Annotated in this window: 26 protein-coding genes; 16 read left to right on the top strand and 10 right to left on the bottom strand. The window is 48.3% G+C overall.

What is annotated here, in order from left to right; translation table 11 throughout:
- Positions 1–49: 49 nt before the first annotated feature.
- Positions 50–241 (top strand): hypothetical protein, encoded by a 192-nt coding sequence (locus tag KG631_RS01865; protein ID WP_213994972.1) that lies wholly within the window; start codon positions 50–52, stop codon positions 239–241.
- A 27-nt stretch (positions 242–268) separates the two neighbouring features.
- On the opposite strand, the gene KG631_RS01860 is transcribed toward KG631_RS01865, so the two are convergent.
- Together KG631_RS01860 and gap are read right to left on the bottom strand one after the other, a co-directional pair.
- On the bottom strand, positions 269–1,138 hold the full coding sequence (locus tag KG631_RS01860; RefSeq protein WP_213994971.1) for a D-hexose-6-phosphate mutarotase: 870 nt from the start codon (positions 1,136–1,138) through the stop codon (positions 269–271).
- A gap of 210 nt (positions 1,139–1,348) precedes the next feature.
- A complete protein-coding gene (gap, locus tag KG631_RS01855) occupies positions 1,349–2,353 on the bottom strand; it encodes a type I glyceraldehyde-3-phosphate dehydrogenase (protein ID WP_213994970.1) in 1,005 nt (334 codons plus the stop codon).
- A gap of 211 nt (positions 2,354–2,564) precedes the next feature.
- Here gap and malQ point away from each other — a divergent pair, with 211 nt between their 5' ends.
- From malQ to purT, 5 genes are all read left to right on the top strand, one after another.
- Positions 2,565–4,754, top strand: coding sequence for a 4-alpha-glucanotransferase (gene malQ / locus KG631_RS01850; RefSeq protein WP_213994969.1), 2,190 nt, complete (start codon positions 2,565–2,567; stop codon positions 4,752–4,754).
- A 43-nt stretch (positions 4,755–4,797) separates the two neighbouring features.
- Complete coding sequence (gene glgB / locus KG631_RS01845; protein WP_213994968.1) at positions 4,798–6,990, top strand: 1,4-alpha-glucan branching protein GlgB; 2,193 nt, start codon at positions 4,798–4,800, stop codon at positions 6,988–6,990.
- Positions 6,990–9,110, top strand: coding sequence for a glycogen debranching protein GlgX (gene glgX / locus KG631_RS01840; protein ID WP_301003533.1), 2,121 nt, complete (start codon positions 6,990–6,992; stop codon positions 9,108–9,110). The genes glgB and glgX overlap by 1 nt, the downstream gene beginning before the upstream one ends.
- A gap of 94 nt (positions 9,111–9,204) precedes the next feature.
- Positions 9,205–10,734 (top strand): NADP-dependent phosphogluconate dehydrogenase, encoded by a 1,530-nt coding sequence (gndA, locus tag KG631_RS01835; protein ID WP_213994967.1) that lies wholly within the window; start codon positions 9,205–9,207, stop codon positions 10,732–10,734.
- On the top strand, positions 10,731–11,933 hold the full coding sequence (gene purT / locus KG631_RS01830) for a formate-dependent phosphoribosylglycinamide formyltransferase (protein WP_213994966.1): 1,203 nt from the start codon (positions 10,731–10,733) through the stop codon (positions 11,931–11,933). The genes gndA and purT overlap by 4 nt, the downstream gene beginning before the upstream one ends.
- 60 nt (positions 11,934–11,993) lie before the next feature.
- On the opposite strand, the gene KG631_RS01825 is transcribed toward purT, so the two are convergent.
- The gene (locus KG631_RS01825; protein ID WP_213994965.1) at positions 11,994–12,581 is read right to left on the bottom strand and encodes a glycerophosphodiester phosphodiesterase; all 588 of its coding nucleotides are present in this window, start codon (positions 12,579–12,581) and stop codon (positions 11,994–11,996) included.
- The gene (locus KG631_RS01820) at positions 12,572–12,790 is read right to left on the bottom strand and encodes a hypothetical protein (protein WP_213994964.1); all 219 of its coding nucleotides are present in this window, start codon (positions 12,788–12,790) and stop codon (positions 12,572–12,574) included. The genes KG631_RS01825 and KG631_RS01820 overlap by 10 nt, the downstream gene beginning before the upstream one ends.
- Positions 12,791–13,064: 274 nt before the next feature.
- Between KG631_RS01820 and KG631_RS01815 the strand changes: the two genes are divergently transcribed.
- From KG631_RS01815 to KG631_RS01795, 5 genes are all read left to right on the top strand, one after another.
- Positions 13,065–13,883, top strand: a complete 819-nt coding sequence (locus KG631_RS01815; protein WP_213994963.1) for an alpha/beta hydrolase — start codon at positions 13,065–13,067, stop codon at positions 13,881–13,883.
- Positions 13,884–13,894: 11 nt separating this feature from the next.
- Positions 13,895–14,332: a hypothetical protein gene (locus tag KG631_RS01810; RefSeq protein WP_301003532.1), complete on the top strand. Its 438-nt coding sequence runs from the start codon at positions 13,895–13,897 to the stop codon at positions 14,330–14,332.
- A gap of 127 nt (positions 14,333–14,459) precedes the next feature.
- A complete protein-coding gene (locus tag KG631_RS01805; RefSeq protein WP_213994962.1) occupies positions 14,460–15,128 on the top strand; it encodes a LiaF domain-containing protein in 669 nt (222 codons plus the stop codon).
- 48 nt (positions 15,129–15,176) lie between these two features.
- On the top strand, positions 15,177–15,476 hold the full coding sequence (locus KG631_RS01800; protein ID WP_213994961.1) for a hypothetical protein: 300 nt from the start codon (positions 15,177–15,179) through the stop codon (positions 15,474–15,476).
- Between the two features lie 57 nt (positions 15,477–15,533).
- The gene (locus KG631_RS01795; RefSeq protein ID WP_213994960.1) at positions 15,534–16,091 is read left to right on the top strand and encodes a GNAT family N-acetyltransferase; all 558 of its coding nucleotides are present in this window, start codon (positions 15,534–15,536) and stop codon (positions 16,089–16,091) included.
- A gap of 215 nt (positions 16,092–16,306) precedes the next feature.
- Here the strand turns inward: KG631_RS01795 and KG631_RS01790 are convergent, their stop codons facing one another.
- Entirely contained in the window at positions 16,307–17,584 is a 1,278-nt protein-coding gene (locus KG631_RS01790) for an acetyl-CoA hydrolase/transferase C-terminal domain-containing protein (RefSeq protein ID WP_213994959.1), read from the bottom strand.
- Positions 17,585–17,781: 197 nt separating this feature from the next.
- Here KG631_RS01790 and KG631_RS01785 point away from each other — a divergent pair, with 197 nt between their 5' ends.
- A complete protein-coding gene (locus KG631_RS01785) occupies positions 17,782–18,378 on the top strand; it encodes a DUF1287 domain-containing protein (protein ID WP_213994958.1) in 597 nt (198 codons plus the stop codon).
- 26 nt (positions 18,379–18,404) lie between these two features.
- On the opposite strand, the gene KG631_RS01780 is transcribed toward KG631_RS01785, so the two are convergent.
- On the bottom strand, positions 18,405–18,824 hold the full coding sequence (locus tag KG631_RS01780; RefSeq protein ID WP_213994957.1) for a hypothetical protein: 420 nt from the start codon (positions 18,822–18,824) through the stop codon (positions 18,405–18,407).
- 248 nt (positions 18,825–19,072) lie between these two features.
- Here KG631_RS01780 and KG631_RS01775 point away from each other — a divergent pair, with 248 nt between their 5' ends.
- The 4 genes from KG631_RS01775 to KG631_RS01760 all read left to right on the top strand — a co-directional run bounded on the left by KG631_RS01775 (position 19,073) and on the right by KG631_RS01760 (position 21,984).
- Positions 19,073–19,372, top strand: a complete 300-nt coding sequence (locus KG631_RS01775) for a hypothetical protein (RefSeq protein ID WP_213994956.1) — start codon at positions 19,073–19,075, stop codon at positions 19,370–19,372.
- A 351-nt stretch (positions 19,373–19,723) separates the two neighbouring features.
- Positions 19,724–20,506: a Crp/Fnr family transcriptional regulator gene (locus KG631_RS01770; RefSeq protein WP_213994955.1), complete on the top strand. Its 783-nt coding sequence runs from the start codon at positions 19,724–19,726 to the stop codon at positions 20,504–20,506.
- Positions 20,507–20,668: 162 nt separating this feature from the next.
- Entirely contained in the window at positions 20,669–21,193 is a 525-nt protein-coding gene (locus KG631_RS01765; protein WP_213994954.1) for a hypothetical protein, read from the top strand.
- Positions 21,194–21,306: 113 nt separating this feature from the next.
- Positions 21,307–21,984 carry a hypothetical protein gene (locus KG631_RS01760; protein WP_213994953.1) on the top strand — a complete coding sequence of 226 codons (678 nt, stop codon included), beginning with the start codon at positions 21,307–21,309 and terminating at the stop codon, positions 21,982–21,984.
- A gap of 65 nt (positions 21,985–22,049) precedes the next feature.
- Here the strand turns inward: KG631_RS01760 and KG631_RS01755 are convergent, their stop codons facing one another.
- From KG631_RS01755 to KG631_RS01740, 4 genes are all read right to left on the bottom strand, one after another.
- Positions 22,050–22,568, bottom strand: coding sequence for a YaeQ family protein (locus KG631_RS01755; RefSeq protein ID WP_213994952.1), 519 nt, complete (start codon positions 22,566–22,568; stop codon positions 22,050–22,052).
- Positions 22,569–22,671: 103 nt separating this feature from the next.
- On the bottom strand, positions 22,672–23,370 hold the full coding sequence (locus KG631_RS01750) for a LytTR family DNA-binding domain-containing protein (RefSeq protein ID WP_213994951.1): 699 nt from the start codon (positions 23,368–23,370) through the stop codon (positions 22,672–22,674).
- Position 23,371: 1 nt separating this feature from the next.
- On the bottom strand, positions 23,372–24,439 hold the full coding sequence (locus KG631_RS01745; RefSeq protein WP_213994950.1) for a histidine kinase: 1,068 nt from the start codon (positions 24,437–24,439) through the stop codon (positions 23,372–23,374).
- A complete protein-coding gene (locus KG631_RS01740) occupies positions 24,436–25,422 on the bottom strand; it encodes a serine hydrolase domain-containing protein (RefSeq protein WP_213994949.1) in 987 nt (328 codons plus the stop codon). The genes KG631_RS01745 and KG631_RS01740 overlap by 4 nt, the downstream gene beginning before the upstream one ends.
- Between the last annotated feature and the right edge of the window lie 22 nt (positions 25,423–25,444).

Raw genomic sequence — 25,444 nt, 5'->3', positions numbered from 1 at the left:
GGCGAAACAGACAGAGGCTAACGCTAATACCACTTAGAGGTTAACAGTAATGACCAGTGATTTTGTCCGCAATATACATTTGGCGACCGCGCAGCAGCTTCGGGATCAAGGTGCTGATTTATATGGAATTCTGGAGCATTTTGAAAGTGTATTTATGCCGCAGGATGAACTGCCGGAATTGCTTGACCAGCTAGGATACCCGCAGCAGGATCTGAAGCAGTTCTTACACGGCCAGTGTTAAACTGGCCAGTCTCGTGTAGGGTAGGTTTTAACCCGGCAGTAAGGTTTGAACCAGACACAGCTTCTGCGGCTGGGTTAACTCAAGTCTGGCGCTTTCGACACAGACAAATTCGGTAAAGCCGTGATCTGCCATATCGGGCAACTCACGGCTTTTTTGTTGCCACGGGTTCCAGATAACACTGGCATCGTGTCCTCGCTGATCAATAGTCAGGTGTTGTGTGTCAGTAGCTAGCTGCAACTGGCTGCCGGTTTTATAATAAATGCGATCAGTTTCTGCGTTAAAGCCTACTATGCTGTCGGCATTAAAGTATTCAGCATTGCTGACTTTGTCATAGTAGTGCTGGCTTAAGCCCGTTACCGTCGTTTTTTTCAGGTTATTAATCCGAAAATAGCTATGCAGTGCTGCTTGTTGGTACAGCGGTGTATCGCAGCTTAACTGCATGCTTAGCTGGTTGGCACTTAATATCAGGGTGAGGGTAAGATTAACCGGATGTGTCGCTGCGTAAGCCGGCCATAATGACTCAGGTAAATCATTAACAGCAATCGACAGGTTTACGCTTGTTGCTGCTGCACTGCTTGCGCTGTGCTGAATCTGCCACAGCCGGTTTCGAACCAGACCATGGTTGGGCATAGGCTGTTGCTGTGGGTTAATGTTGCCGGAGGCTGGGCCAAACCAGGGCCAGCAGACCGGTACGCCACCGCGAATAGCTGCGTCATTTTGCCACTGCGCTTTATCTGACAACCACAGTAACTCCTGACCGGGTATTGGCTGATAAGACAATACCTGGCCACCATATAACGATACCACTGCACTGGTTTGAGCAAACTGCAGTTTAAGGCAGGGCAAGTCGCTAAGCTGGCCAAAACCCGTAAACGTGCTGATATTTCCTTGTGACATAAAACGCCCCTCAAGTGCGGTTGAACTAGACGATAGGATAGCCGAGCAGGTGTTCTTTCGAAACAGCGGCAGGGATGCCGCGCAGGCTGAAACAGCACAGGGGAGTACTGTTGAAGGCGGTGCAGAAAGACCTCCTACTTTGCTATCTTTAGCAGAGCACTAATAAAACAGCCAGCTTAACGCTGGCTGTAAAAAAGCAACATTATGGCTTTACTTCATCAATTCAACGACGTTATCCAGCATCCGGTTGCTAAAGCCCCACTCATTGTCGTACCACGACATTACTTTTACCAGCCGGCCATTCACTCGGGTTTCTGTAGCATCAAAAATAGATGACATTGGGTTATGGTTAAAATCAACCGATACCAATGGCAAATCATTAACCGCCAGTACCTGGTTCATTGGGCTTTGCGCCGCTGCAGTGCGGATAATATCGTTTACTTCTTCAATAGTCGTGTCACGGCCGGCAATAAAGGTTAAATCTACCAGCGAGACATTCAGGGTTGGTACCCGCACCGCTAAACCATCAAACTTACCTTTTAATTCGGGTACCACTAAACCCACCGCGGCGGCTGCGCCAGTTTTGGTTGGGATCATCGACATGGCAGCAGCGCGGGCGCGGCGCACATCGGTATGGTAGACATCGCTTAAGCGCTGATCATTCGTATAAGCATGAATAGTGGTCATTAAGCCTGACTCAATACCCAGCGCATCAGACAGGGGCTTGGCAATAGGCGCCAGGCAGTTAGTGGTGCATGACGCATTAGAGATAATCGTCATCTGTGGGGTAATTACCTGATGGTTGACACCGTATACGACAGTCGCATCGACATCTTTACCCGGGGCAGAAATAATCACTTTCTTGGCGCCGGCCGTTAAATGCGCGCCCGCGGTTTTGCGATCGGTAAACAAGCCGGTACACTCTAATACAACATCGACCTTTAATTCCTGCCATGGCAGGTCAGCCGGGTTGCGAATGCTAAGTGTTTTAATCTGGTCGTCATTAACATAAATAGCTTCATCGTCATGCGAGACAGTGGCAGCAAAAATACCATGTGCTGTGTCATACTTCAGCAGGTGGGCATTAATAGCGGCGTCACCTAAATCGTTAATGGCAACAATTTTAATATCGTAATTTTTGCTGCTTTCATATAAAGCACGTAACACATTGCGGCCAATGCGACCAAAGCCATTAATTGCAACCCGAATAGACATAGCGACTCCAGAATTAAAGTTGAAAGAGTTAAGGCTGAAAACGTATTCAGTCAATAATATGTAGTAAAATTACATTAATGCTGGCATTTTTCAAGTTATTAACTGCATTAAATTGGTTTTTTGTAATTTAATAACGTAAATTGGTTTGGCGTTATTGTCGCGTTTAGCGGTAAAATTCTGCCAAAATACTGTTTGTATTAAGGAATAAATAATGGATGCCGCCCTTCAGGCCGAACTGGTTGCTTTTTCCGGGATTGAAACCGAATTTAATGATGCCTGGGGCAACCCAACTCAGGTGTCTAGTGCTGATCAGTTAGCCTTACTGGCAGCTCAGGGTTTTAATATAGCAGATGATACCGCCGCCAGAGCCGAACTAACGGAACGGCAGCTCGATTTCTGGCAGCAAATTCTCTCGCCAGTGTCGGTACAGCTGCTCGGAGAGCCGCTGAATTTTGAATTGCAGGTGCCGCTGGCGCTGGCGAACAATCGTTTTGATTTCACGTTGCAAACCGAGCAGGGATCCAGCTATCAGTTTAGTACTGAGCCGGTGGCAGGAGAGCTGGTGCAGGTTGCGCTTATTGGCGATGAAGAGTACCAGCAGTATCAACACAGCCTGGATTATCCGCTTGAAATTGGCTATCACACTCTGACGTTAAGCTGCAGTGATACTGGCTTTAGTTTTGAGCAGCGCTTAATAATCAGCCCCGGTAAGTGTTATCAACCAGCAGAGTTTGAGCAGAAAAAACAATGGGGCGTATCAGTGCAGTTGTACGGCCTGCGCTCTGCCCGCAACTGGGGTATTGGTGATTTTAGTGATTTAAGTACTCTGGTTGCCTATCTATCAGCCCAGGGCGCTGATTTTGTTGGCTTAAACCCGATCCATGCCTTATATCCGGCGATGCCCGAAAGTGCCAGCCCTTATAGCCCTTCTTCGCGCCGCTGGCTAAATATTATTTATATCGATGTCGGTGCCATGCCGGGCTACGTTGAGTGCAGCAAAACTCAGGGCCTGGTTGATGCACCGGCGTTTACGCGTGCGATTGCCGAACAACGTAGCCGTGACTGGGTTGATTACAGTGGGGTACTGCAATTAAAACTGCCGGTTATGTACAGTTTGTATCAGTGGTTTGTGCAGCACTGCGGTAAAGAAGCACATTTAGCTGCTGAATTTGCCGAATTTAAACAGCAGGGCGGCGAGAGCTTGCAGCAATTGGCATTGTACGACGCACTGCATGCCTTTTTAATTAAACAGGATAGTGATCATTGGGGCTGGCCTAACTGGCCAGAGCAATACCGTGACCCAGAAAGCGAGGTGGTGCAGCAGTTTGCGAGGGAGCATCAGCAACAACTGGATTTTTATTGCTACCTGCAGTTTATCGCCCAGCAGCAACTTAAAGCGGTGCAGCAACAAGCGAAAACGGCAGGTATGTTGTTAGGCCTGTATCGTGATTTAGCGGTGGGGGTTAGTGAAGCCTCTACTGAGATATGGGGCAATGGCGATTTATATTGCCGGGAAGCCAGTGTTGGCGCACCGCCGGATCCGCTGGGCCCGGCCGGCCAGAATTGGGGCTTACCACCAATGCAGCCTTATCAGTTGTTTAGCCAGGCTTATCAGCCGATGGTCGACTTGTTTCGCAGTAATATGCAGGACGCCGGCGCGCTGCGAATTGATCATGTGATGGCGTTATTACGATTATGGTGGGTACCGAAAACCGCAGCTAATGCCGGTGGCGGTGCTTATGTATATTACCCGATTATGGATTTGCTCGGTATTCTGGCGCTGGAAAGTCAGCGCCAGCAGGCGGTGATCATTGGTGAAGACTTGGGCACAGTGCCAGACGGTATTCGTGAGTTGTTGACGGATTACGGGATTTATTCTTACCGGGTATTCTTTTTTGAAACGGCAGCTGATGGTGGCTATATTTCACCGGCACATTATCCGGTGCAGGCTATGGCAACCTTAAGCACCCACGACTTACCGACCTTAATTGGCTTCTGGCACTGTGAAGATTTAAAACTGGGACAGCAACTGGGATTATATAAAGACGAGCAACAATTACAGGGCTTGTATCAGCAGCGCCATGCTAATAAGCAACGAATTCTGGATTCGCTGCACGGCCATGGCATGTTGCCGGCTGATTACCCGCGTAGTGTCGACAATCTGGCGATGGACAGGACCCTTAATTATGCCATGCAGCGTCATCTGGCGGCAGGTAGTAGTCAGCTATTATGTCTGCAACTGGAAGACTGGCTGGAGATGACCCAGCCGGTTAATGTGCCCGGTACCAGTGACGAATATCCAAACTGGCGGCGCAAATTAAGCCGTGAGCTGGAGCAGTGGACCAACGAGCCTCATATTCAGCAGCTGCTGGCAGACTTAACAAAAGCGCGGGCCAGCTAAGCCGCTGTGCGACGATAAAATTAATGATAAAAGGATAGATATTATGACATTAGCGCAGTTAAATCAGGCAAGGTGTGCCCATCCTTTTGCTGTTCTTGGCTGGCAGGCGAACAGCTACAGTGCCAAAGGCACGGGGATGCTGCTGCGAACCTATTTGCCGCATGCGCTAACCGTTGAAGCCTTTGAATTGAAAAGTGACAAAAGCCTCGGTAAGTTGACACCAAATCCTGATTTCAGTGGCGTATTTGAGCTGGTACTGAGCCGTAAACGCAAAGCCAGTGCTTATTATTTACAGGTTACCGATGCGCACAGTAACTACCGTTGTATTGACCCTTATCAGTTTCGCGAGCAGGCCTTTTATGCCGTGCATCATGTGCATAGCCAGCCAGAAAACCTGTATCGCCAGCTGGGTGCTCAGGTTATCAGTCTGGAGCCCGATGGCAAGCCATTAACTGCCACCCGTTTTGCGGTGTATGCACCCAGTGCCAGCAGTGTCAGTTTGGTCGGAGATATGAACGGCTGGGATGGTCGTTGCCACCCGATGGAGCGCACAGATTGTGGCCATTGGGTATTGGTGCTGCCTGAGGTGGGCAGCGGGATGCGTTACAAATTTGAAATTAAAGACAGCGCCGGTCACTTACTACCGCATAAGGCTGACCCGATGGCATTTTATGCCGAGCAATATCCATCGCATGCCTCGCTGGTGTATGACCATAACAGCTATCAGTGGCAGGATAAGGCCTGGCGCGAGCGGCCGGCGGTAAACCCTTATCAGAGTGCTATCAGTATTTACGAGTTGCATATTGGTAGCTGGCGGCGTAAAGACGACAACCAGCCACTTAATTATGCAGAGCTGGCAGAGCAGTTAATTCCTTATATGCAGGACATGGGCTACAGCCATATTGAGCTGTTGCCGGTAATGGAGCACCCGTTCGATGGCTCCTGGGGCTATCAGCCACTGGGCTTATTTGCAACAACCTCACGTTTTGGCACCCCTGACCAGTTTAAAGCTTTTGTTGATGCCTGCCATCAGACTGGTATTGGCGTTATTCTGGATTGGGTACCAGCCCATTTCCCGGAGGATGGTCATGGCTTAGCCCGCTTTGATGGCAGCCATTTATACGAATATGCTGATCCACGCCGCGGCTGGCACCCTGACTGGAACTCCTGTATTTATGATTACGGCAAAGACTATGTCCGGCAATTTTTAGTGGCCAGCGCCCTGTACTGGCTGGAGCATTTTCATATCGATGGCATCCGGGTCGACGCGGTGGCCTCAATGTTGTACTGGGATTATTCGCGCAACGAGGGCGAATGGGTCCCCAATATCGATGGCGGCAACCATAACTACGAAGCCATTAGCTTGTTCAAATGGCTCAATAGCGAAGTGTACAGCAAGTTTCCCCAGGCCATGACCATTGCCGAAGAGTCGACGTCGTTTCCGCAGGTATCGCGGCCGGTTGACAGTGGCGGCCTGGGTTTTGGCTTTAAGTGGAATATGGGCTGGATGAACGACAGCCTGCGCTATATTAGTAAAGACCCGTCTTATCGTAAGTATCATCATAGCGATTTAACCTTCTCGATGGTGTATGCCTATAACGAGAACTTTATATTGCCGTTGTCGCATGATGAAGTTGTGCATGGAAAAGGCAGCTTAATTAATAAAATGCCCGGTGACGAGTGGCAGCAAGCGGCCAATTTACGTGCCTATATTGCCTTTATGTTTGCTCATCCGGGTAAAAAGCTCAATTTTATGGGTAATGAGCTTGGCCAGAGCCGGGAATGGAGCCATACCCAGAGCCTGGACTGGCATTTACTGGCCTTTCCGAAGCATCAGGGCATTCAGCAGCTTTACCGTGACTTAAATCACAGCTATCAACGTTGCAAGCCGTTACATGAACTGGACTACCAGCAACAAGGTTTCAGCTGGCTGGATCATAACGATTCAGAGCACAGTACACTTAGTTTTATTCGCCGTGACAGTAGCAATAATGCGATTTATGTGCTGGCCAATTTTACCCCGGTACCACGCGATAATTTTATGCTGGGGGTAGAGCAGGCAGGCGAATACGAGGTTATTGTTAATACCGACAGTGAATATTACTGGGGAGGCAATTATGCTGTTGGCAGTTATTTACCGGCAGAACAGCCGGGCTGCCATGGTAAGGCCCAGGCAATTCGTTTAAACCTGCCGCCCCTGGCGTGTTTATATATACGGAAAAAGGACAAAGCGTAATGCGCGACAGCATGGCTAATAACGCCCCGTTACTCACGACAGTCCATGGTGACAGCCAGCCGTTGGGGCCAAGCAAAGTGGCGGATAACTGTTGGAATTTTGCGGTGTTTGCGCCAGACGCCACTGGCCTGACATTGTGTTTATATCAGCCTGACACCGAAGAAGAGCTGGCCGAGTTAGCATTTACCGCCCGCACCGGCAGTATCTGGCACCTGCAGGTTAGTGATATCAGTGATGGCACGCTGTATGCGCTAAAAGCTGATGGCCCGGGTAATGGCAGTGCCGGTTTACGCTTTGACAAACAGCGGGTATTAATTGACCCCTATGCCCGCAGACTTAATCGGGCTCAGGTATGGCAAAGTGAGCAGTATCAGCAGAAGAGCCATCTGGCCTTGGCTAAGGGGGTACTCGATGCCGCTGCATTTAACTGGCCGTCAGCAGCGTTTGACTGGCAAAAAAGCACAAAGCCAAAAATTGCCCGCGAAAAAACGGTCATATACGAGGCCCATGTTAAGGGCCTGACCATGCTGCATCCAGATGTACCGCAAGCGTTACGCGGTACCTATTTAGGCCTATGTCATGCCAGTATTATCAATCATTTAAAGCAACTTGGCATTACTACAGTGCAGTTGCTGCCGGTGGCTGCTTTTATGGCTGAACCGAGGTTAACCGGCCTTGGTCTGACCAATTACTGGGGCTACAACCCGGTTAATTTCTTTGCACCGGACCCACGCTATCAGCTGGACGATGCTGTTGCCGAATTTAAGCAAATGGTCCGTACGCTGCACCAGCATGGCATTGAAGTGATCCTGGATGTGGTATTTAACCACAGTGCTGAGGCCGGCGAAGATGGCCCGGTCCTCAGCTTTCGTGGCCTGGCCGACCGGCATTATTATTTATTTCACAGCCATGCCGATATGGTCGACTATCAGAATTACTGCAATTTTACCGGTTGTGGTAACACGCTGAATATTGCCAATCCGGCAACCCAAAAGTTGGTAATGGATGCCTTGCGGTACTGGGTAACAGAGATGCAGGTAGATGGTTTTCGCTTTGATTTAGCTGTGACGCTGGGGCGTGAGCATAAGCGGTTTAACCCTTATGCCAGTTTTTTTCAGATAATTGCTCAGGATCCGGTGCTATCGCAGGCGAAGTTGATAGCAGAGCCCTGGGATGTTGGCCCGTTTGGCTACCATCTTGGCCAGTTTCCCGCCAACTGGTCTGAACTAAATGATAAATGCCGGGATACGTTCCGGGCATTCTGGCGTGGTGATAAAGGAGTTTTAGCGGACTTTGCCACCCGTTTGCTGGGGTCCCGCGATATTTTTCAAAAGCATCATAAACCAGCCAGTTGCAGCGTGAATTACCTGACCTATCACGACGGTTTTACCCTGGAAGATGTTGTCAGTTACAGTGACAAGCACAACTGGCAGAACGGTGAGCAAAACCGGGATGGTCATAGCCATAATTTAAGCTGCAACCATGGGGTAGAGGGGCCAAGCAGTGACCCGGTTATTCTGGCCCGGCGCTATCAGCATAAACGTAATCTGGTGGCAACCTTGCTATTAAGCCAGGGCATGATCCACTGGTTGGGCGGTGATGAACTGAGCCACAGCCAGGGCGGTAACAATAATGCTTACTGCCAGGATAATCCGGTAAGCTGGTTGAATTGGCAGCTGGATGGCCAGCAGCAAAAATTTCTGTTGTTTGTCAAGCAGTTAGTCAGGCTACGCAGGCAATTCAGCTGTTTGCAGCAAATATCGCTGCAGGATGATCATTACCAGCTGCATGGTGACAAACATCAGGTATGCTGGTTTCTGGCTGATGGCACCGAAAAGCAGCAACATGACTGGCATGACCCCGAGCGCGCTATTTGTATTTTCCGGATAACCAACCGTCAAAGTGGCCAGGCGTTGTTGTTTGTATTTAATGGTGCAGAGCAGTCAGTAGCGTTAACCTTGCCCCAGCAGCGAGAGAGCGAACGGCAGGGCACGGGCTGGCGCCGTTTATTTGATACTGCCCATAATGATGGTTTACTGGTTGATATGAAACACGCTGATGGCAGTAGTTTACAAACTGACTATTTACAGGCAGCGCATAGCATTTCTGTGTGGCAGTAGGCTAAGCATCGCTTTTTTCGTGCTTTTACAGTAGAATGCCCGCCATTTTCCGAGCCTGTTGTCGGCTTAGCAACACTACGTAAAGGATCGTCAGATGACTGATACAGCGCCACTTTGTGACATTGGTTTTGTCGGAGCCGGGGTAATGGGTAAAAACCTCATTTTAAACCTTGCCGACAATGGCTACCGGGTAGCGGCCTTCGATTTAGACCATCAGAAACTGGAAGCGGTATTAGCACAGGATAAAGCCGAGCGGGGTGATAAGCCAGCGCGGGTAATTGGCTGCAGCTCTTACACTGAGCTGTTGTCGCGCTTATCTGCGCCGCATTTAGTGGTGTTATCAGTGCCCGCCGGTAAACCGGTTGACGATATTTGCCATAAGTTAATCGATGCTGGCATTCAGGCCGACGATATTATTGTCGACACCGGTAACAGTCTGTGGACTGACACCGTGGCCCGTGAAAAACAGTATGAAGGTAAGTTTATTTTCTTCTCTACTGCCGTTTCCGGCGGTGAAGTAGGCGCCCGGTTCGGGCCGTCATTAATGCCAAGTGGCGACCCTTACGCCTGGACCCGGATTAAACCACTATGGCAAGCGATTGCGGCCAAAGTTGACCCGGCGACCGGTAAACCCATAGAACGCTTTGAACCCGGCAACCCAGTGACCGAAGGCGAGCCCTGCGCTACCTATATTGGCCCAAGCGGTTCTGGCCATTATGTGAAAATGGTTCACAACGGCATTGAATACGCTGATATGCAACTGATTTGTGAAGTGTATCAGGTCATGCGGGATATTCTTGGCATGACCTCTGCCAGTATCGCCGACATATTTAAGCAGTGGAATGAAGGCCCGCTAAACAGTTATTTAATTGGTATCAGTGCCGAAGTGCTTGCCACCAAAGACTCTGAAACCGGCCTGCCGCTGGTAGATGTGATTATGGATAAAGCCGGCCAGAAAGGCACCGGCCTTTGGACAGCGGTGAGCAGTCTGCAGTTGGGCAGCCCGTCGCCAACTATCGCAGAAGCGGTGTATGCCAGGTCACTGTCGGCGTTGAAGCACGAGCGGGTTAAAGCCGCTACAGTGTTAGCCGGCCCGGCTCAGAATTTAATTTCAGCAGAGCAAAAAGACGAGATTATTCAGGCGCTGCACGATGCATTGTACTGTGCCAAAATATGTGTGTACGCGCAGGGCTTTCACCTGATGAAAACGGCCGCAGATGAACATGGCTGGCAACTTAATTTTGCCGAAATTGCAAAAATTTGGCGGGCGGGCTGCATTATCCGGGCGGTATTTTTGCAATCGATTACTGATGCTTATGAGCGCAATGACGAGCTGGAAAACCTGCTGCTAGACCCGTTTTTCGCCAAACAAATTTCGGTTTATCAGCAAAACTGGCGCAAAGCCGTGGCGAATGCCACATTGGCCGGTATTCCGGTAGCGGCATTAAGCTCAGCGCTCAGCTACTACGACTCGTATCGCACCGCCGTACTGCCAGCTAATTTATTGCAGGGCCAGCGTGATTACTTTGGCGCCCATACCTTTGAACGCACTGATAAGGCTAAAGGCAAAATGTTCCATGTTGACTGGAGCAATCCGGCCCGGCCTATGGTGAAAGTAAAATGATAAAGTCAGACAGAATTGAGCAAATTGGTACCCCGGGGGCGGAGAGCAGCACTAAGGTGTTGTTATTGGGGGCCGGTGAGCTGGGCAAAGAGCTGTGCATTGAACTAAAACGCTACGGCTGCGAAGTTATCGCGGTAGACCGTTACCCCAATGCCCCGGCGATGCAGGTTGCCGACAAAGCCGTCGTGATGTCGATGCTGGATAACGCTGCGCTGCGCCAGCTGGTGATCAGCGAAAAGCCCGCGTTAATCGTGCCTGAGCTCGAAGCCATTGCTACATCAGTATTGATTGAGCTGGAAGACTGCGGCTTTAATGTGGTACCAAGCGCTAAAGCCGTTAACCTGACGATGAACCGCGAAGGTATACGCCGCTTAGCGGCAGAGGAGCTGAAATTAGCTACCTCACCGTTTCAGTTTGCCAGCGATAAAGCCAGCTTTATCGCCGCGGTTAATGCCATTGGTTACCCTTGTGTGGTGAAACCGATAATGTCCTCCAGCGGCAAAGGCCAAAGCGTGCTGCGCAGCGAGGCGGATATCGATGCCGCCTGGTTGTATGCCCAGGAAGGTGGCCGGGCCGGTAAAGGCAGGGTAATAGTGGAAGGTTTTGTCGACTTTGACTATGAAATAACCTTACTAACCATTAATTCGCTGAGCGGGATCCAATACTGTGCACCAATTGGCCATCGTCAGGAAAAAGGTGATTACCGCGAAAGCTGGCAGCCACAAGTGATGAGCGACAGCGCACTGGCAGAAGCCAAACGTTATGCCAAAGCCGTGGTTGAGGCCTTAGGTGGCCGGGGCTTATTCGGGGTGGAGCTGTTTATCAAAGGCGATAAGGTGTATTTCTCAGAAGTCTCACCCCGGCCGCACGACACTGGTATGGTTACGCTAATATCACAGCAGTTAAGTGAGTTCGCGCTACATGCCAGGGCTATATTAGGCCTGCCAATTCCTTATATTAAACAATACGGCCCGGCCGCTTCGGCGGTGCTGTTAGTGCCTGGCAACAGCGCTGATATTCAGTATCAAGGCCTGGCCGCTGCGCTGAGTGAGCTTGATACCGAACTGCGTATTTTCGGCAAACCCGAAGTACAGGGCGAGCGACGGATGGGCGTAGCCTTAGCGCTGAGCGATACGGTAGAAGCGGCAACTGAAAAAGCACTTAAGGTAATTAGTCAGTTAAATGTAACGCTTAAATAACGCGAAGCGTTGCAAGTCTTACTTCAAAAAAACCACCTGCGGGTGGTTTTTTCATTAACATTATCCACGGGTAGCAACAATGCTCTGTTGCAGGCGCAATGGCTGATCAGTAAACACCCAATCAATACCGCGAGCCGCCTCGCGATTCACAATGTCCGGATGGTTAACCTGACCAGTGCCAATGTTTTTACCGCTTGCTTTTAACTGGTTTATCCATGTCTGGCTGAGCAGCGCAAAAGACCCTGCCACAGCGCCATGCCCCAGTGTATGATTCTGGCGGATTATCTCTTTGGTATTGGTTAACGCTACATCAATAAGCGTTGCGGGTGGCAACTGCCGAAACCCCTCCAGATGATCCGGCTCAAGGCTTAGCAGATGATAATCCGTGGCTGGCTCCAGGGAACTGAGCAGACCTTGCAGCTGCGGTTGCAGAGGCCGGCGCTGCCGCCACGACTCTTTCAGTTCAATCATCAGATGCAGCTGCCTGCCATAACGCGCGATGACTTCCTGTAAGTGCGGTATTTGCGGCAGTTCCTGCCGTAATTTAGCAAAAGACGTGTTGGCAATGTCCAGGTCGGGTCGCTGAAACAGCCGGCCACAGGCCGGATCATGATGCACCACCGGCTCGCCGTCACTTGTCAGCCGCACATCCAGTTCAATCCCCAGATATTGTGCTGAAGACAGCGATCAAATGCCGCCAGAGTATTCTCGGGCGCCGGGCTGTTGTTGCCCACAATGTAGGCACCGCGGTGCGCCACCAGCTTTAAACTGGCCGGATTGGCCTGTTTTCGGCAGGCTGGGCTTAACCGCCATAACTGGTTTGCCAGATTATTCAGATGGTGTGTCCAGTCGGGCACTGCATTTATCCTGTTATTTAAATGCAAAGTAGCTGCGTTTGCATTGCTACGGCGAAACAAATTGTTCACTTTACGAATAAAATCCACTAGCATCAAGCGCGGTTTAGGCAGTGATTCGTTTCCCGATTGGGTGACCAATATAAACTGCCCATAATTCAGACTGAAAAATAGAAAATATAAAAAAGGTTGACCTAGTGAAGTATTCCAGATGGTTAAAAACTCAGTACCAACGGCGCTTAAAGCAACTTCTGGTTAGTTAACTTAAGGAACTATTTTGAAATTGTTAGCACTCGTCTGGATGACACTATCTTTCAGCCTTTGCGCTGCCCAAAGTCAATATATTAAAGTGAATGAATTTGCGCTGGAGTATCAGATTGCCGGTAGTGGTAAGCACATCGTTTTGCTTGAAGCCGGCGGCAGCTCGGCGATGACGGACTGGGATCCAGTATTCTCACAGATTGCAGAGCAAGCAACAGTTATCCGCTATTCCCGTGTCGGCAATGGCAATTCAACCCAGATTAAACGCCATTTTACCTCGCGTGATTATGCAGACTACGCCAGTGAGTTGCTGGAAAAACTAAAAATATCAGAGCCGGTTATTCTGGTCGCGCATTCTTATGGTGGCAGTGTGGCACGGGATTTCGCCGCTGCTTACCCAGCTAAAGTTAAAGCCTTACTCTTGCTGGATCCGTCTTCTGAACATGACGTTGATATAATACGCGCAATTGATCTTGAGCAGGGCAACCATGAGATAGCTCAGATTAAATTGGACGATATGAAAGAAGGCATGTCGAATCAGTATCTAGATTTTTGGAGCAAACGGCCTTTGCCAGACTATCCGCAGATTAATGCGATGCCGGTTACGGTGATTGTTTCAGTTAAAAAAGTAGAAAACCCAAGTAATTTGTTTTTTACCGAGCAAGGCCGCAAGCTTTGGGGTGAGCATTGGCAAAGCTGGGCCACAGCGTTTCCGCAAGGGCGGGCTGTGTTAACTGAAAATAGTGGCCACTTTGTGCAGTTTGATGAGCCGCAACTGGTTCTGCAGGAGCTAACACGATTGGTCGGGCAGTTAGACCAGCCACAAAAGATTTGAAGGATAGTATCTTGCCAAAAAATCGTTATCTTATTGCTGCAGCACTATGCTGTATCGCCGCTGCGGTGGCGCATTTGGGCTGTATTGTGTTTGGCGGTGACTGGTATCGTTTTTTTGGTGCCGGCGAGCAAATGGCGGTGCTGGCAGAGCAGGGCGATCCCCGTCCGGCTATTGTTACTTCCGGTATTGTCACTGTGCTGCTGATCTGGGCACTATTTACCTTATCTGGCGCCGGGGTTATCCGCCGCTTACCGCTGCTGCGTACCGCGCTGTGTGTAGTCTCCGTCATTTTTCTGTTACGTGGTCTTGGGTTTGTCATCATTATGCCGCTGTTTCCGGGTAACAGCCTGACGTTTTGGCTGCTCAGCTCCGCTATTTGTCTGACTATTGGCGTGCTCTATGCTATTGGTATCGCTCAAAGCTGGCGCCAACTGCGGTCTGGTCAATGATGCGGAAACAGAAACAGGGCGGGTAAATATCATGTTCTATTTACATTTTGATACCAAAAACTAAAATGGTTCAACGCAAACTATGCTAACGTTTTAGCAAGAAAATTTGCTGAACAGGAGTTCACTAATGGCAATTGATACCACTGGCGTAAAAATAGAAGACCGGCCCTTTGATCAGGTGCGCCAGGAAGCAATTGATCAGTTAATTATGAATTACAGCCACGGTATTATATCGGCTGAAGCCTTTGAGCGGCGCCTCGATGTTGCCTCTGATGCCACAAGTGTTCAGCAATTGATTGATGTGGTCGCTGACTTGTCATTGCAGCCAGATAACCAGTATCAACAGCAGCGCGAACGTAGTTTTTCGCCGCGCTATCAGGCTGGGAATGACACCCGCAATGAGAATATTATTTGTGTCCTGTCATCAAATCAGCATAGCGGCCAGTGGTTGGTGCCTGCGGAAATACGCATCGTTAGTGTACTAGGCTCAGTAGAGCTGGATTTTTCGGAAGCTATTTTTCAGCATCAGAACATTGTAATTCGGGTTAATAACTGGATTGGTAGTTTAACCATTCTGGTACCGGAGCAGGTGAATGTGGTGTCGAACATGTTTAATATCATTGGCAGCACAGATAACAGAGCGCCCTGTATGGGCGATCGGCAGGCGCCGCAAATTGTGGTGGAAGGTTACTCTATTCTTGGTTCATTGGATGTAAAACTTAAAAAAACGATGAAAGAAAAATTCACTGCCTTTGCCGATCAATGCCGGGCAATGTTTGGTTTTAATAAACCGTAATACTAATCTATGGCTCTAAAGCCTGTTACTGATATCAGGAAGTAATCGATGAGAAAGGAATGGAATTTTAATCTTAGTGGCCACACAGTAAGAATCACCAACAGTTGGTTTTTCGGCATGAAGTTGTACATTGATGGTGATGTAAGGGATGAAGATCGTGGTTTTCTTGCATTGGGGAATGAGGTTCGCCTCTCCGCGCGCATTCCTGAGGTGGGTGTGCTGGAAGTTGAACCCAGAGCTTTTATTACAGTTGAGATTGATGTTTACCTTAAAGAAGATGGAAACCGCAATTTTGTATTCAGCTCAACGAAACGCCTGCCTTTGTCTCAGCAGAGGCAAACACGCTAAAGAACGCATAATGAATAAACATCAGCGCACAGGTTTTTGTTTCAAGGCAGATCTTTAGTGACTTTTCCAACATTAGAAACTGAGCGGCTATTGCTCACAGAACTACGAGATGATGATGAAGCAGAGATATTCACGTTGTTCTCCAATCCTTCTGTAGTCGAATACTATGATTTGGCAGCGTTCACCGAGCCCGGCCAGGCTGGCAATCTAATTAATCTTTTTAAATCACGCTACGCTGAGCGAGCGGGTATTCGTTGGGCTATCCGATTAAAAGCAACTGGCAGGTTAATTGGCACCTGTGGTTTTAATTCATGGAACAGCAAAATGCAGAATGCCGTTGTTGGCTATGATCTTCTGCCGGCTTTTTGGGGGAAGGGTTACTCCTCAGAAGCCGTGCGGGCGATTATCGATATCGCATTTGCAGGTAATCTGGCCTGTGGGAAATTACACAGAATTCAGGCGGATACAATACCAGGTAATAACGCCTCAGAAGCACTGCTACGCAGGCTTGGTTTTAAAGAAGAAGGGCTAAGGCGCGAATGCGGATACTGGAAGAATAAGTTTCATGATCTTAAGTGCTTTGGGTTGCTGAAATCTGAATTTATTTCGGTCTGATCCTAATTATCCAGCAATGATTAAAGTCGCCTTAGTTTGTAAGTTAAACTGAACTGCTTGGTATGACAGCACACGTTCGTTGGGACGGTGGTGCTTACCTGAGCCTTGGTGGTGTCTGAGTTTGTTTATCGCGTGATAACGTCGCGCCAGGCGCAGATTATTCCCATGCCTTATTCGGGTTTGGTTTGGCTGTGAGCTTAGCACAACCAAAAAATTTACACTTTAAGCCCCCAATCTTGCCAGGCTTGCTCGACAAGGTTAGCGCGAAACTGTGGAGCGGCTATCTCTATCAAGGCGCGGGCCCGCTCTTGTAAGCTTTTAGCCCGTAAATTAGCGATGCCATACTCGGTGACAATGTAATGGACATGGGCGCGGGTAGTGACCACCCCGGCACCTGGGCTCAACAGTGAGCTAATACGTGAGATGCTGCCTGCTGCTGCAGTTGCGGGCAGGGCGATAATAGCGCGTCCGCCTTCTGATAGTGCAGCTCCACGGACAAAATCCATTTGACCGCCCACTCCTGAATAAATTTTAGTGCCGAGCGAGTCAGCACAAACCTGGCCGCTTAAATCGACCTGCAGCGCACTGTTAATTGATACTACCTGTGGATTCTGGCGGATAACTGCGGTGTCGTTGGTGTATTCAACATCCAGAAATACTACTTGCGGGTTGTCATCGATAAAGTCATATAGTTTCTGGCTGCCCATGGCAAAGGTCGTGACAATTTTACCGCGATGTTTGCGTTTATTCTGGTTGGTAATCACCCCTTGTTCAATTAATGGCAGCACGCCATCAGAGAACATCTCGGTATGAATTCCCAGATGTTTTCTATCGCCAAGATAGCCAAGGGTTGCATCAGGTATCGCGCCGATGCCCATTTGCAGACAGTCGCCGTCGCGGATCAGGCTGGCCACATTGCGGCCAATTTGCATTGAAACCGCATCCTGCACCGCGGCTTTGTGCAGGGGAAGCGGTGCGGCATGCTCGACATAACGGTCTATCTGGCTTAAGTGAATAAAGGAGTCACCGTGGGTGCGTGGTAACAGTGGGTTTACCCAGGCAATCACTTTTTTAGCCATTTGCAGAGCTGCGCGAGTGGCTTCTACCGACACGCCTAAGCTGCAAAAGCCATGATTATCCGGTTTGGATACCTGAATTAATGCAACATCAAGTAGTTGTTCGCCACTTCGGAATAGTTTGGGAATTTCTGATAAAAATATGGGCACATAGTCGGCACTACCGCAGTTCACTGCTGCGCGCGTACTGCTGCCAACAAAAAAACAGCGCTGGCGCAAATGGCCTTGCAGCGCCGGGTCGCATAATATCTCGCTATGCTCGGTATGTAGCTGCAACAGCGTCAGGTTTTGACGCTCAAGGGCAACTTTTGCTAAGGCTTGCAGCAGGTAATAAGGGGTTGCTGCCATCGAGTGACACCAAATGATGTCGTTATTGTTAATGATACTAAGCGCCTGTTCTGGGCTACTGACTTGCATATTGCTACTCCGGGTAAAGACGCTCAGGCCTAAAGTGTGCTTAGCCTAGCAGCACTGGGCGTAAAAACTATGACGGCGATCAATAGTTGCCAACTATAGCCTGAAATTTGAGCGCAGAGAAAATGCCCAGCTTAAGTTAGCAAAATGTTGCATATTGGCAGGTTTGGTTTTACTGTGAGCATTAACAAGGAGAATATATGCGAACCAGAATATTTTTGCTGCTGTTACTACCGTTAAGCGTAATATGCGGCGTTACGCTGGCAGAGCCAACCCCATCTCAGCTTGAATTGGTTGACGCTGCGCTTGAACGCACCCGCCACAGCGTAAGGTATGACGGTGCTTATCGCAGAATTAGTTACCCAGGTGGTGATGTACCTGCCGATACTGGAGTGTGTACTGATGTTGTCATCCGCAGTTATCGTGCTCTGGGCATTGATTTGCAGCAGCTGGTACATGAAGATATGCGTGATAATTTCAGCAGTTATCCGTCAAAACGAATTTGGGGGCTAAGTCGGCCGGATAGCAACATAGATCACCGCCGTGTGCCTAACCTGCAAGCGTTTTTTCGCCGCCATGGCACAGCGTTGCCGGTAACGCATAATGCTGAGGATTATCGGCCCGGAGCGATTGTCAGCTGGATGTTGCCAGGAAATTTACCGCATATTGGTATTGTTACCAATCAGCTGGCGCCGGGCTCTGGCCGGCCAATGGTAGTGCATAATATTGGTGCCGGTCCTAAACTGGAAGATAGATTATTTTCCTACCCGATAACCGGGCATTACCACTTTTATTAGCAGATGTTGGCTGGCCGGATGTTAAATCACTGTGTTTCAGCCCGCTTTCTGGCACTGCGTAAATAGCGGATCAATCTTGCTTCTTCGTCGTTTATCGGATCGTTGCCAATATAGGTCGCTTCTGGTTTGGTGGCTTGTTGCTCTTCAATACTTTCCTGCCATAGCAGTAACTCAGCTTCTGTCAATTGCTCCCACACCCCATTTCGATCCGATGCCAGCTCACATTTTCGTGGCAACGACTCCAGAATTAAAATGGCGCCCAGCGAGTAAAATTTATTATCATAAACACAGCCTAAAATCTTGCCCCGGTCGACGACCAGTTGCCAGGGGAAGTTTTTATCACTGACACTAATGCCGCCGTCAGTGAGGCTGGCCGACTCTTCTGCATAAGTCCCCGCAGTGACGGCCAGAAATAGTGTTATAAGTGTTGCCCTGATTAACTTCATTTAAAGATCCCTGAATCGTTTCGTCATCAAACGAAATGTATATTTGTTAACCTATACAACATTTTTCTCTAAATCAACTACAAAATAATGACTGATAGCGCTGTTGTAACTGTTTACTCAGTGGATTAACCCTCAAAGCTTGTAAATAAGTTGTACCATGATTTGCAAATATCTATTAGCATTGGACTTGCCAAAAAACCAACCTAACCGAGGGCGGTTGATTAACCATTAAACAAAAAGAAACGTTTATGAAGTTACCCAGTAAAACCCAAGTGATCATTGCGGCTATTTTGGCAGTAGTAGGGGCGCTCATTGTTGTCAATTTTGCCAATTACAGCCGCTCAGGCTGGTATCTGATTATTTTTGCCATAACCTTTTTTATATTTCCCGGTCCGCAGTTACATAGCCGCACTAAGCGCTCCCGGCAGCAGCAACAGCAAATGCGTGCAAGAGTGATCGAAGCCAGTAATAAGCCTTTAGCCTGGTGGGCATCGCCGATACCCTGGTTGATTGTTCTGATAATAATTGTGTTGGCCTTTTCATTTTAATTTTTCGAGAGTTAGTTAGAACCAGGACGTCGTTAACTAACAGACGGAACGTGTTTTGCGCAAAAACCGATATCTTATTGGGGCAGCAATCTGCTGCCTGGTTGCCGCCCTGGCGATTACTGAGTAATAAACCGGTGTCTGTTGCTGATTTAACGGACTAACTGATAATAAATAAATGCAGATGCAGTTAATGTGCTATGTTAACGACTGTTCTGCAGCATCCTCCAAAGCTAAGCCCCTTAAGCCGCTATGTCAGCGCGTGCTACCGCACAGAATTAACACCTGATATTGGGTACTCTCCAGAGATATTAGTCGGGTCATTATCAATAGTCGATTTCATCGAGGGCTTATATGTCTGCAAAACCCCACCCGCAGCAGAATCATCTGCTGGCCGCTTTGTCGCCAGAGGTTCAGGCGCGTTTGTTTCCCCATTTGGAATTGGTGCCATTGCCGCTGCGGGCACTGATGTATGAATCTGGCCGGCCGATGGATCATGTATATTTTCCTACTGACTCGATAGTGTCATTGCAATATTTGATGGAAAACGGCGAATCAACAGCAATTTTGGTCGTCGGTAATGAAGGTTTGTTAGGAATAACCCTGTTTATGGGAGGCGAGAGTTCGCCAAACCGCTCACTGGTCCAAAGTGCCGGCCACGCATACCGGTTACCAAGGCCACGGGTAAAAGAAGAATTTAATCGCCATGGACAGTTATTGATGCTTATGCTGCGCTACACCCAGTCATTAATAACCCAGGTTGCACAAACCGCCGTATGTAACCGTCATCATTCTATTGATCAGCAGTTGTGTCGCTGGTTGTTGCTGTCGATGGATCGGTTGTCTGATAATCGGCTGACGATGACGCAGGAGTTTATTGGCACCATGCTTGGGGTACGTCGTGAAGGGGTTAATCTGGCTGCGGCCAAATTGCAACAACTGGGCGCTATTTCGTATTCACGTGGCTTAATAAAGGTGCTGGATCGCACTAAACTCGAACAGCTTAGTTGTGAATGTTACAGTGTCGTGAAAAAAGAGACAGATATATTACTGCCTTATCTGCGGCAACGCCAGGTGATCACTAATGTGGCAGCAATACCAGTAGTTGAGTTACCTTCTCAATGCAGCCGTCAATAAGTTTCAACTAAATAGCCGCAAGATTTTGACAGTTGTACATGCGGTCTAATTTAGATAAAGAAGATTTATCAATTGCATACCTCGACTAATCCATCTATAACTTAAGGTGCGTACAGAGTATTACCTGTACGTGCAGTAATGTGGTGTAATGGAGGACGCGGTGTGAATGTAGTTAAAAAGCCATACGTGTGGTTAGTTGTTGGCGTGATGTTGCTGTCGTTTAAAGCTGCTGCTTCTGTCACTGTGCAATTCATTGCAGACCGTAATGCGTCATGCTGGCAGATTATTGAACAAAGAAAGCCCGGATTTTGCCGGCTGTATTTTCAGTTTGTCGGTGACAAACCTGAAACCATTTATGCTGATCAAACCTCACTGAGCAATTCGGTTAGCGATTATCCCGCCAGACGTAATGGTTACCCCACATCATTTCAGCAGTTGGAGTATTCACTACAATTTTTCCAGTACAGTGCAGAGCGGTTTAGAATACGCAATAACCTGGTGTTTATTCGCTCTGATGATGGCGCTGTGCAGCTTAATATGGGTATTTTAACCTCTGCCAGCGGTGGTTACAGTTACTTGCTGGCGGATAATGAAGGCCAAATTAAGCAACTGATAGCAGATCTACAGAAAACTGATAACCAGTCAACGCGGTATCGGCGGAATATAGAACAGCTTTTTCAAAATTAACTCTGGCGTTTGGAAATTCAGTGTTAGTTCATCCGGCCAGCGGTAGGGTGACAATCTGGTTTTGATAACGTGTTGCAGCCGCTGACACAGGTCCAGGCTGGAATGGGAGAGGAATGGATACCATCACTGCTTTGTTCGCTCAACTTCCGGCACAGGCCGTATCAGAGTATTACATCTGGTTGTTTATCGTCATAAACTTGCTTTGGTTTGCGTTATTTTGTTTTAGTAAACATGCCGCCGGCAATCGTTATCAAAAGCTTAAACATTCACTGAACCTCGACCTTGAGCGGCGCCGCAAAGTTTATGAACTGAAAGTGTGCCAGTATGAAGATTACTGCAACGAACTGGATGCGTTTTACCTTCGGCACCAGAACGACTATCAAACAATATTTCTACCATTATTTACCGAATTTAATAACCGCTATCAAGCAGCAGAGGCTGCAGAGGATACTGCTGCTGCATCTATGGCGACGTTATGGTTTTCTGGTGAAATTCAAAAAGTCAGCAATGCTAATTTAACTGAAATGCGCACACTCGATAAGCAAACTGCGCAACTGAAGCTCAGTGCTGCTGACGACGTTGTTGAGATACTTGATGACATTCAGACGCTTTATAATAAGCTGTTGGTGGTCTCCAGCGAGCAGATGAATAAACTCGTTGCCATTACTCTGAGCAAAGATTACGAAGCGGTTAAATTTATCGGTGAGGAACTGCAACAGGTGGGCAGGGAATTGCAAACACAATCCAATTTGCTGATGCAGGCTATTCGACGTGATTTACTCAGTTTTTAGGGCAATGTTTCATTATTAATGAAGTTGATTGTGCTGACGTTTCCCGGTGAAGCGGGTAATGCGGTTTAGTGCCGTCTACAGTGCTGCAACTGAATATCCAGTGACATCTTGCCATCGGTCAGGCTGAGTTTATCCTGCTCGCGCCAGACACTGAGTTGCATATGGGGTTTGAGCATTAAGATCAGCTGTTTGAGATCTGAATCGGTAAAGTGATAACAGTCAGTGTTTGTGTATCCTTGCAGATCATTGTTTTTAATAGCCTGCTGCTCTGACAGAAATATAATAACCTGGTCTGCCTGATGCAACGCACGGCGCATACTTTTATCGCTTAGTGGGTCAACTGCGGCCCAGAGGGTAAAATGTTGCTGGGCGTCTTGCAGGAACAAGTCGGGGAATTTCCCTGCATTAGGATGTTGATTCAGGGTTGGGTTTAATTCGTATAACGTAAAGTAGGCCAACAGCCTTCTGGCAAAATGCTCCGCCGATTCGGCATTATAAGGGGCAATATAATGGCGTTGCTGCCGAAATAAATTATGTATTTCGCAGTTATAATTCAAATCCAGCCTGACCACCTTAGTACTCATCAGCATTATTATCACCCATGTTTGTCGCCTGAAAGTTTAAAGCAATTTTTGTGCCGGCAGCAAGAGGGGCTGGTACATGACACTAGCTGGCGAAGACCCAGTATTACAAGCTCCAGTGTTGCCGGAAGGCGCTGGCCTGACGACGGGATATTTCAACCTGCTTATTACGCTGTAGCATGACGTCGAATCCACCGGCGACAGAGGGTGTTATCTCCTTAATATAGTTAGTGTTTATGATCCAGCTACGATTAGCACGAAAAAAGCTTTCGGCCGGTAATCGCTGAGCGATTGCGCTAATACTACGGTAAGTTGCCGGGGTAGCATCTGCCAGGTGCACCCGGGTGTAGTTGCCCATAGCCTCAAAGCAAATTACATCAGCTAGTTTTACAAAATAGCAGTTGTCACCATCTTTAATAAAAAACTGTTGGTGTAATGCTAATTTTTGCTCATTCTGACTAACCGGTTGTAACTTATCAAATGCGGCCTGCAAGCGGTTTAATCTGACGGGCTTAAGCAAGTAATCCAGTGCATTAAATTCAAAAGATTTAACGGCATAGTTATCATAGGCAGTGACAAAAATGACCTGCGGCAGGTAGTCGAGTTGTTCGAGTAATTTAAAGCCATCGCCACCGGGCATATTAATATCCAGCAGTACAACGTCAGGTTTCAGTGTTTCAATTTGATGTTTTGCCTGGCGAATATTGGCAGCCTCAGCAACCAGATTTGCGCCGCTAATGTGGTTTAATTGTTCGGCCAGTTCCAGCCGGGCCAACCGGCTGTCATCAACAACAATTACCTTCATTTCAGAACTCCAGTGGCAAACGAATATGAGTTTTTACTCTGTTGTTTTCAGTATACAGAGTTAAACCGGCCTGAGGACAGTCCGGATAAAGCAACGCCAGTCGTTGTCGGATGTTCTGCAATCCAACTCCTTGATAAGGAGTAACGTTATCAAGGGTGCCATCATTAATAATGCTGATATCCAACATACTATTGTTTTGGCGTATCGTCACATCGATATTGCCACCGTTGATTGCGGTACTAATTCCATGCTTAATTGCATTCTCTACACAAAGCTGCAGTAACAACTTTGGCACCAGTGCTTGCTGGCAGCTGTTATCAGCCTTTAACACAAAACGCAGCCGCTCTTCAAACTGAATTGAACACAGTTCGATATATTCGTTAACTATGGCAAGTTCAACACTGAGCGTAACTTTGGCTTTATTATTTCTACTGAGAGTATAGCGCAGCATATCCGCCAGTCGCGCAAGCATTGCCCGGGCCCGGTCAGGATCTTCCAGAATTAATGCTCTGATATTATTGATAGCATTAAACAAAAAGTGGGGGTTGAGCTGGTTTTTTAATGCATCAAGCTGGCTTGATTTTAACAATTCACTTGTCTGGCGCAGTTGTCTGACTTTGCTGATACTGAAATAGAGCGCAGACCAGAACAGCAACGCCATCAGCATATTGAAAAAATTACCGGTAAACACCACCCTGGCTACAAACCAGCGTTGCGCAGCGGGTATCGGGTTAGTTACGCCGACATGGGCCAGGGTAAGGGCAGTCGCGACCAGTAACAGTGCAGCAATAGCAGCAATCAGCAGACTGCAAACGACCAGATAGAGTACCTGTTGCCAGATAACCTTACTACGCAGGCCTTTTTTATAGCCAAGCCGGATAAAATGGGAACCTGTGGCGCTACTCCCCACCAATACCAAAGCATAGAGTAATTCTACCGGGGTAAAAGTCACTCGAGTCCATGCTGCGATACCAATTACCGCATATAACGCCAGCCAACCGCTTAACTGGCATAGCAGATAGGCATGACTTGGGGTAGGCGTAATCAGGGCCGAATTACTTTTTATCATTCTGGATACTCATTCGTTGTGGCAAAAGCTTGCTGGCGAAGTTGTTGTAACAGTGTCATGCCGCCCGGGGTGACCGGAATAGTGGTATTGCTCAGAATAACGATGCCAACCTGCTCCGCGGGCGCAAAACCAACAAAAGAATTAAAGCCCCCGGTCTGGCCATTATGCCAGACCAGACCCTGCGGTTGCAGCATCCAGCCAAAACCGATTGTTGGGTCTGAGGTTGGCGGTGTCACAGATAAACGCATAGCATCTGCTAAAGCCGAATTCTCAGCGGCTACTGCCGTATCTGTGGCAGTAGCCTGTAAATAATACTGCACCAACAATGCCATATCTTCAATTGATGACAGTATTGCTCCTGCGCCCGCCAACGCCTGAAAGTGCCAGTTGGTTGTTTCGCTACCATCAATCTGATAGCCCTGGGCCCGGTTTTTATACTTACCATGAGTCAATGCCAGTGTGCTGGCTGACATCCCTGTTGGCACGAATAACTGTTGTTGAATCAGGGCAGAAAAGCTTTGGTTTTGTTGCTGGCTCAGCAATTCTGCCAGTAAACCAAAACCTAAATTTGAATATTCAAACTGCGGTTCACCGGGCTGGAGCTGCTGCAAGGCCATCATTAAATCGGCGCGGCTATAATTTGCATAAGGATCGCTCAGATCATGTAATGGCAGATTTGCAGGCAAACGTGGCAGACCGCTAGAGTGGCTTAACAACTGGGCAAGGTTATAATTGTGCTGCTGATAGTCCGGATGTTGCAGCAAGGACGCCACAGTTGTGTCGAGGTTGAGCTGTTGATTAGTCACAGCGAGCGCAGTAAGCAGACCCACCAGAGGTTTGGTTACTGAGCCGATTTCAAATAAAGTCAGCTTGCTGACCGGCTGTTGTTTCAGGTGGTCTGCAAAGCCATGCAGATAGAAGCGGGTTTCGCCATTGCTGACTATCGCTACGGCTGCCCCGGCATCACCAAACTCGGTTTGCAACCAATGGTTCAGCCGGGCAAGT

The organism is Arsukibacterium sp. (genome assembly GCF_018402695.1).
Taxonomy (GTDB): Bacteria; Pseudomonadota; Gammaproteobacteria; order Enterobacterales; family Alteromonadaceae; genus Alishewanella.
The sequence above is the reverse complement of the archived record's forward strand: the minus strand, read 5'-3'. Positions and strand labels throughout refer to the sequence as shown.

Bases quoted from the DNA above. Each gene is read 5' to 3' on its own strand.
- KG631_RS01865 (WP_213994972.1), top strand. From the start codon at position 50: ATGACCAGTGATTTTGTCCGCAATATACATTTGGCGACCGCGCAGCAG.
- KG631_RS01860 (WP_213994971.1), bottom strand. From the start codon at position 1,138: ATGTCACAAGGAAATATCAGCACGTTTACGGGTTTTGGCCAGCTTAGC.
- gap (WP_213994970.1), bottom strand. From the start codon at position 2,353: ATGTCTATTCGGGTTGCAATTAATGGCTTTGGTCGCATTGGCCGCAAT.
- malQ (WP_213994969.1), top strand. From the start codon at position 2,565: ATGGATGCCGCCCTTCAGGCCGAACTGGTTGCTTTTTCCGGGATTGAA.
- glgB (WP_213994968.1), top strand. From the start codon at position 4,798: ATGACATTAGCGCAGTTAAATCAGGCAAGGTGTGCCCATCCTTTTGCT.
- glgX (WP_301003533.1), top strand. From the start codon at position 6,990: ATGCGCGACAGCATGGCTAATAACGCCCCGTTACTCACGACAGTCCAT.
- gndA (WP_213994967.1), top strand. From the start codon at position 9,205: ATGACTGATACAGCGCCACTTTGTGACATTGGTTTTGTCGGAGCCGGG.
- purT (WP_213994966.1), top strand. From the start codon at position 10,731: ATGATAAAGTCAGACAGAATTGAGCAAATTGGTACCCCGGGGGCGGAG.
- KG631_RS01805 (WP_213994962.1), top strand. From the start codon at position 14,460: ATGGCAATTGATACCACTGGCGTAAAAATAGAAGACCGGCCCTTTGAT.
- KG631_RS01800 (WP_213994961.1), top strand. From the start codon at position 15,177: ATGAGAAAGGAATGGAATTTTAATCTTAGTGGCCACACAGTAAGAATC.
- KG631_RS01790 (WP_213994959.1), bottom strand. From the start codon at position 17,584: ATGCAAGTCAGTAGCCCAGAACAGGCGCTTAGTATCATTAACAATAAC.
- KG631_RS01785 (WP_213994958.1), top strand. From the start codon at position 17,782: ATGCGAACCAGAATATTTTTGCTGCTGTTACTACCGTTAAGCGTAATA.
- KG631_RS01780 (WP_213994957.1), bottom strand. From the start codon at position 18,824: ATGAAGTTAATCAGGGCAACACTTATAACACTATTTCTGGCCGTCACT.
- KG631_RS01775 (WP_213994956.1), top strand. From the start codon at position 19,073: ATGAAGTTACCCAGTAAAACCCAAGTGATCATTGCGGCTATTTTGGCA.
- KG631_RS01770 (WP_213994955.1), top strand. From the start codon at position 19,724: ATGTCTGCAAAACCCCACCCGCAGCAGAATCATCTGCTGGCCGCTTTG.
- KG631_RS01760 (WP_213994953.1), top strand. From the start codon at position 21,307: ATGGATACCATCACTGCTTTGTTCGCTCAACTTCCGGCACAGGCCGTA.
- KG631_RS01755 (WP_213994952.1), bottom strand. From the start codon at position 22,568: ATGAGTACTAAGGTGGTCAGGCTGGATTTGAATTATAACTGCGAAATA.
- KG631_RS01750 (WP_213994951.1), bottom strand. From the start codon at position 23,370: ATGAAGGTAATTGTTGTTGATGACAGCCGGTTGGCCCGGCTGGAACTG.
- KG631_RS01745 (WP_213994950.1), bottom strand. From the start codon at position 24,439: ATGATAAAAAGTAATTCGGCCCTGATTACGCCTACCCCAAGTCATGCC.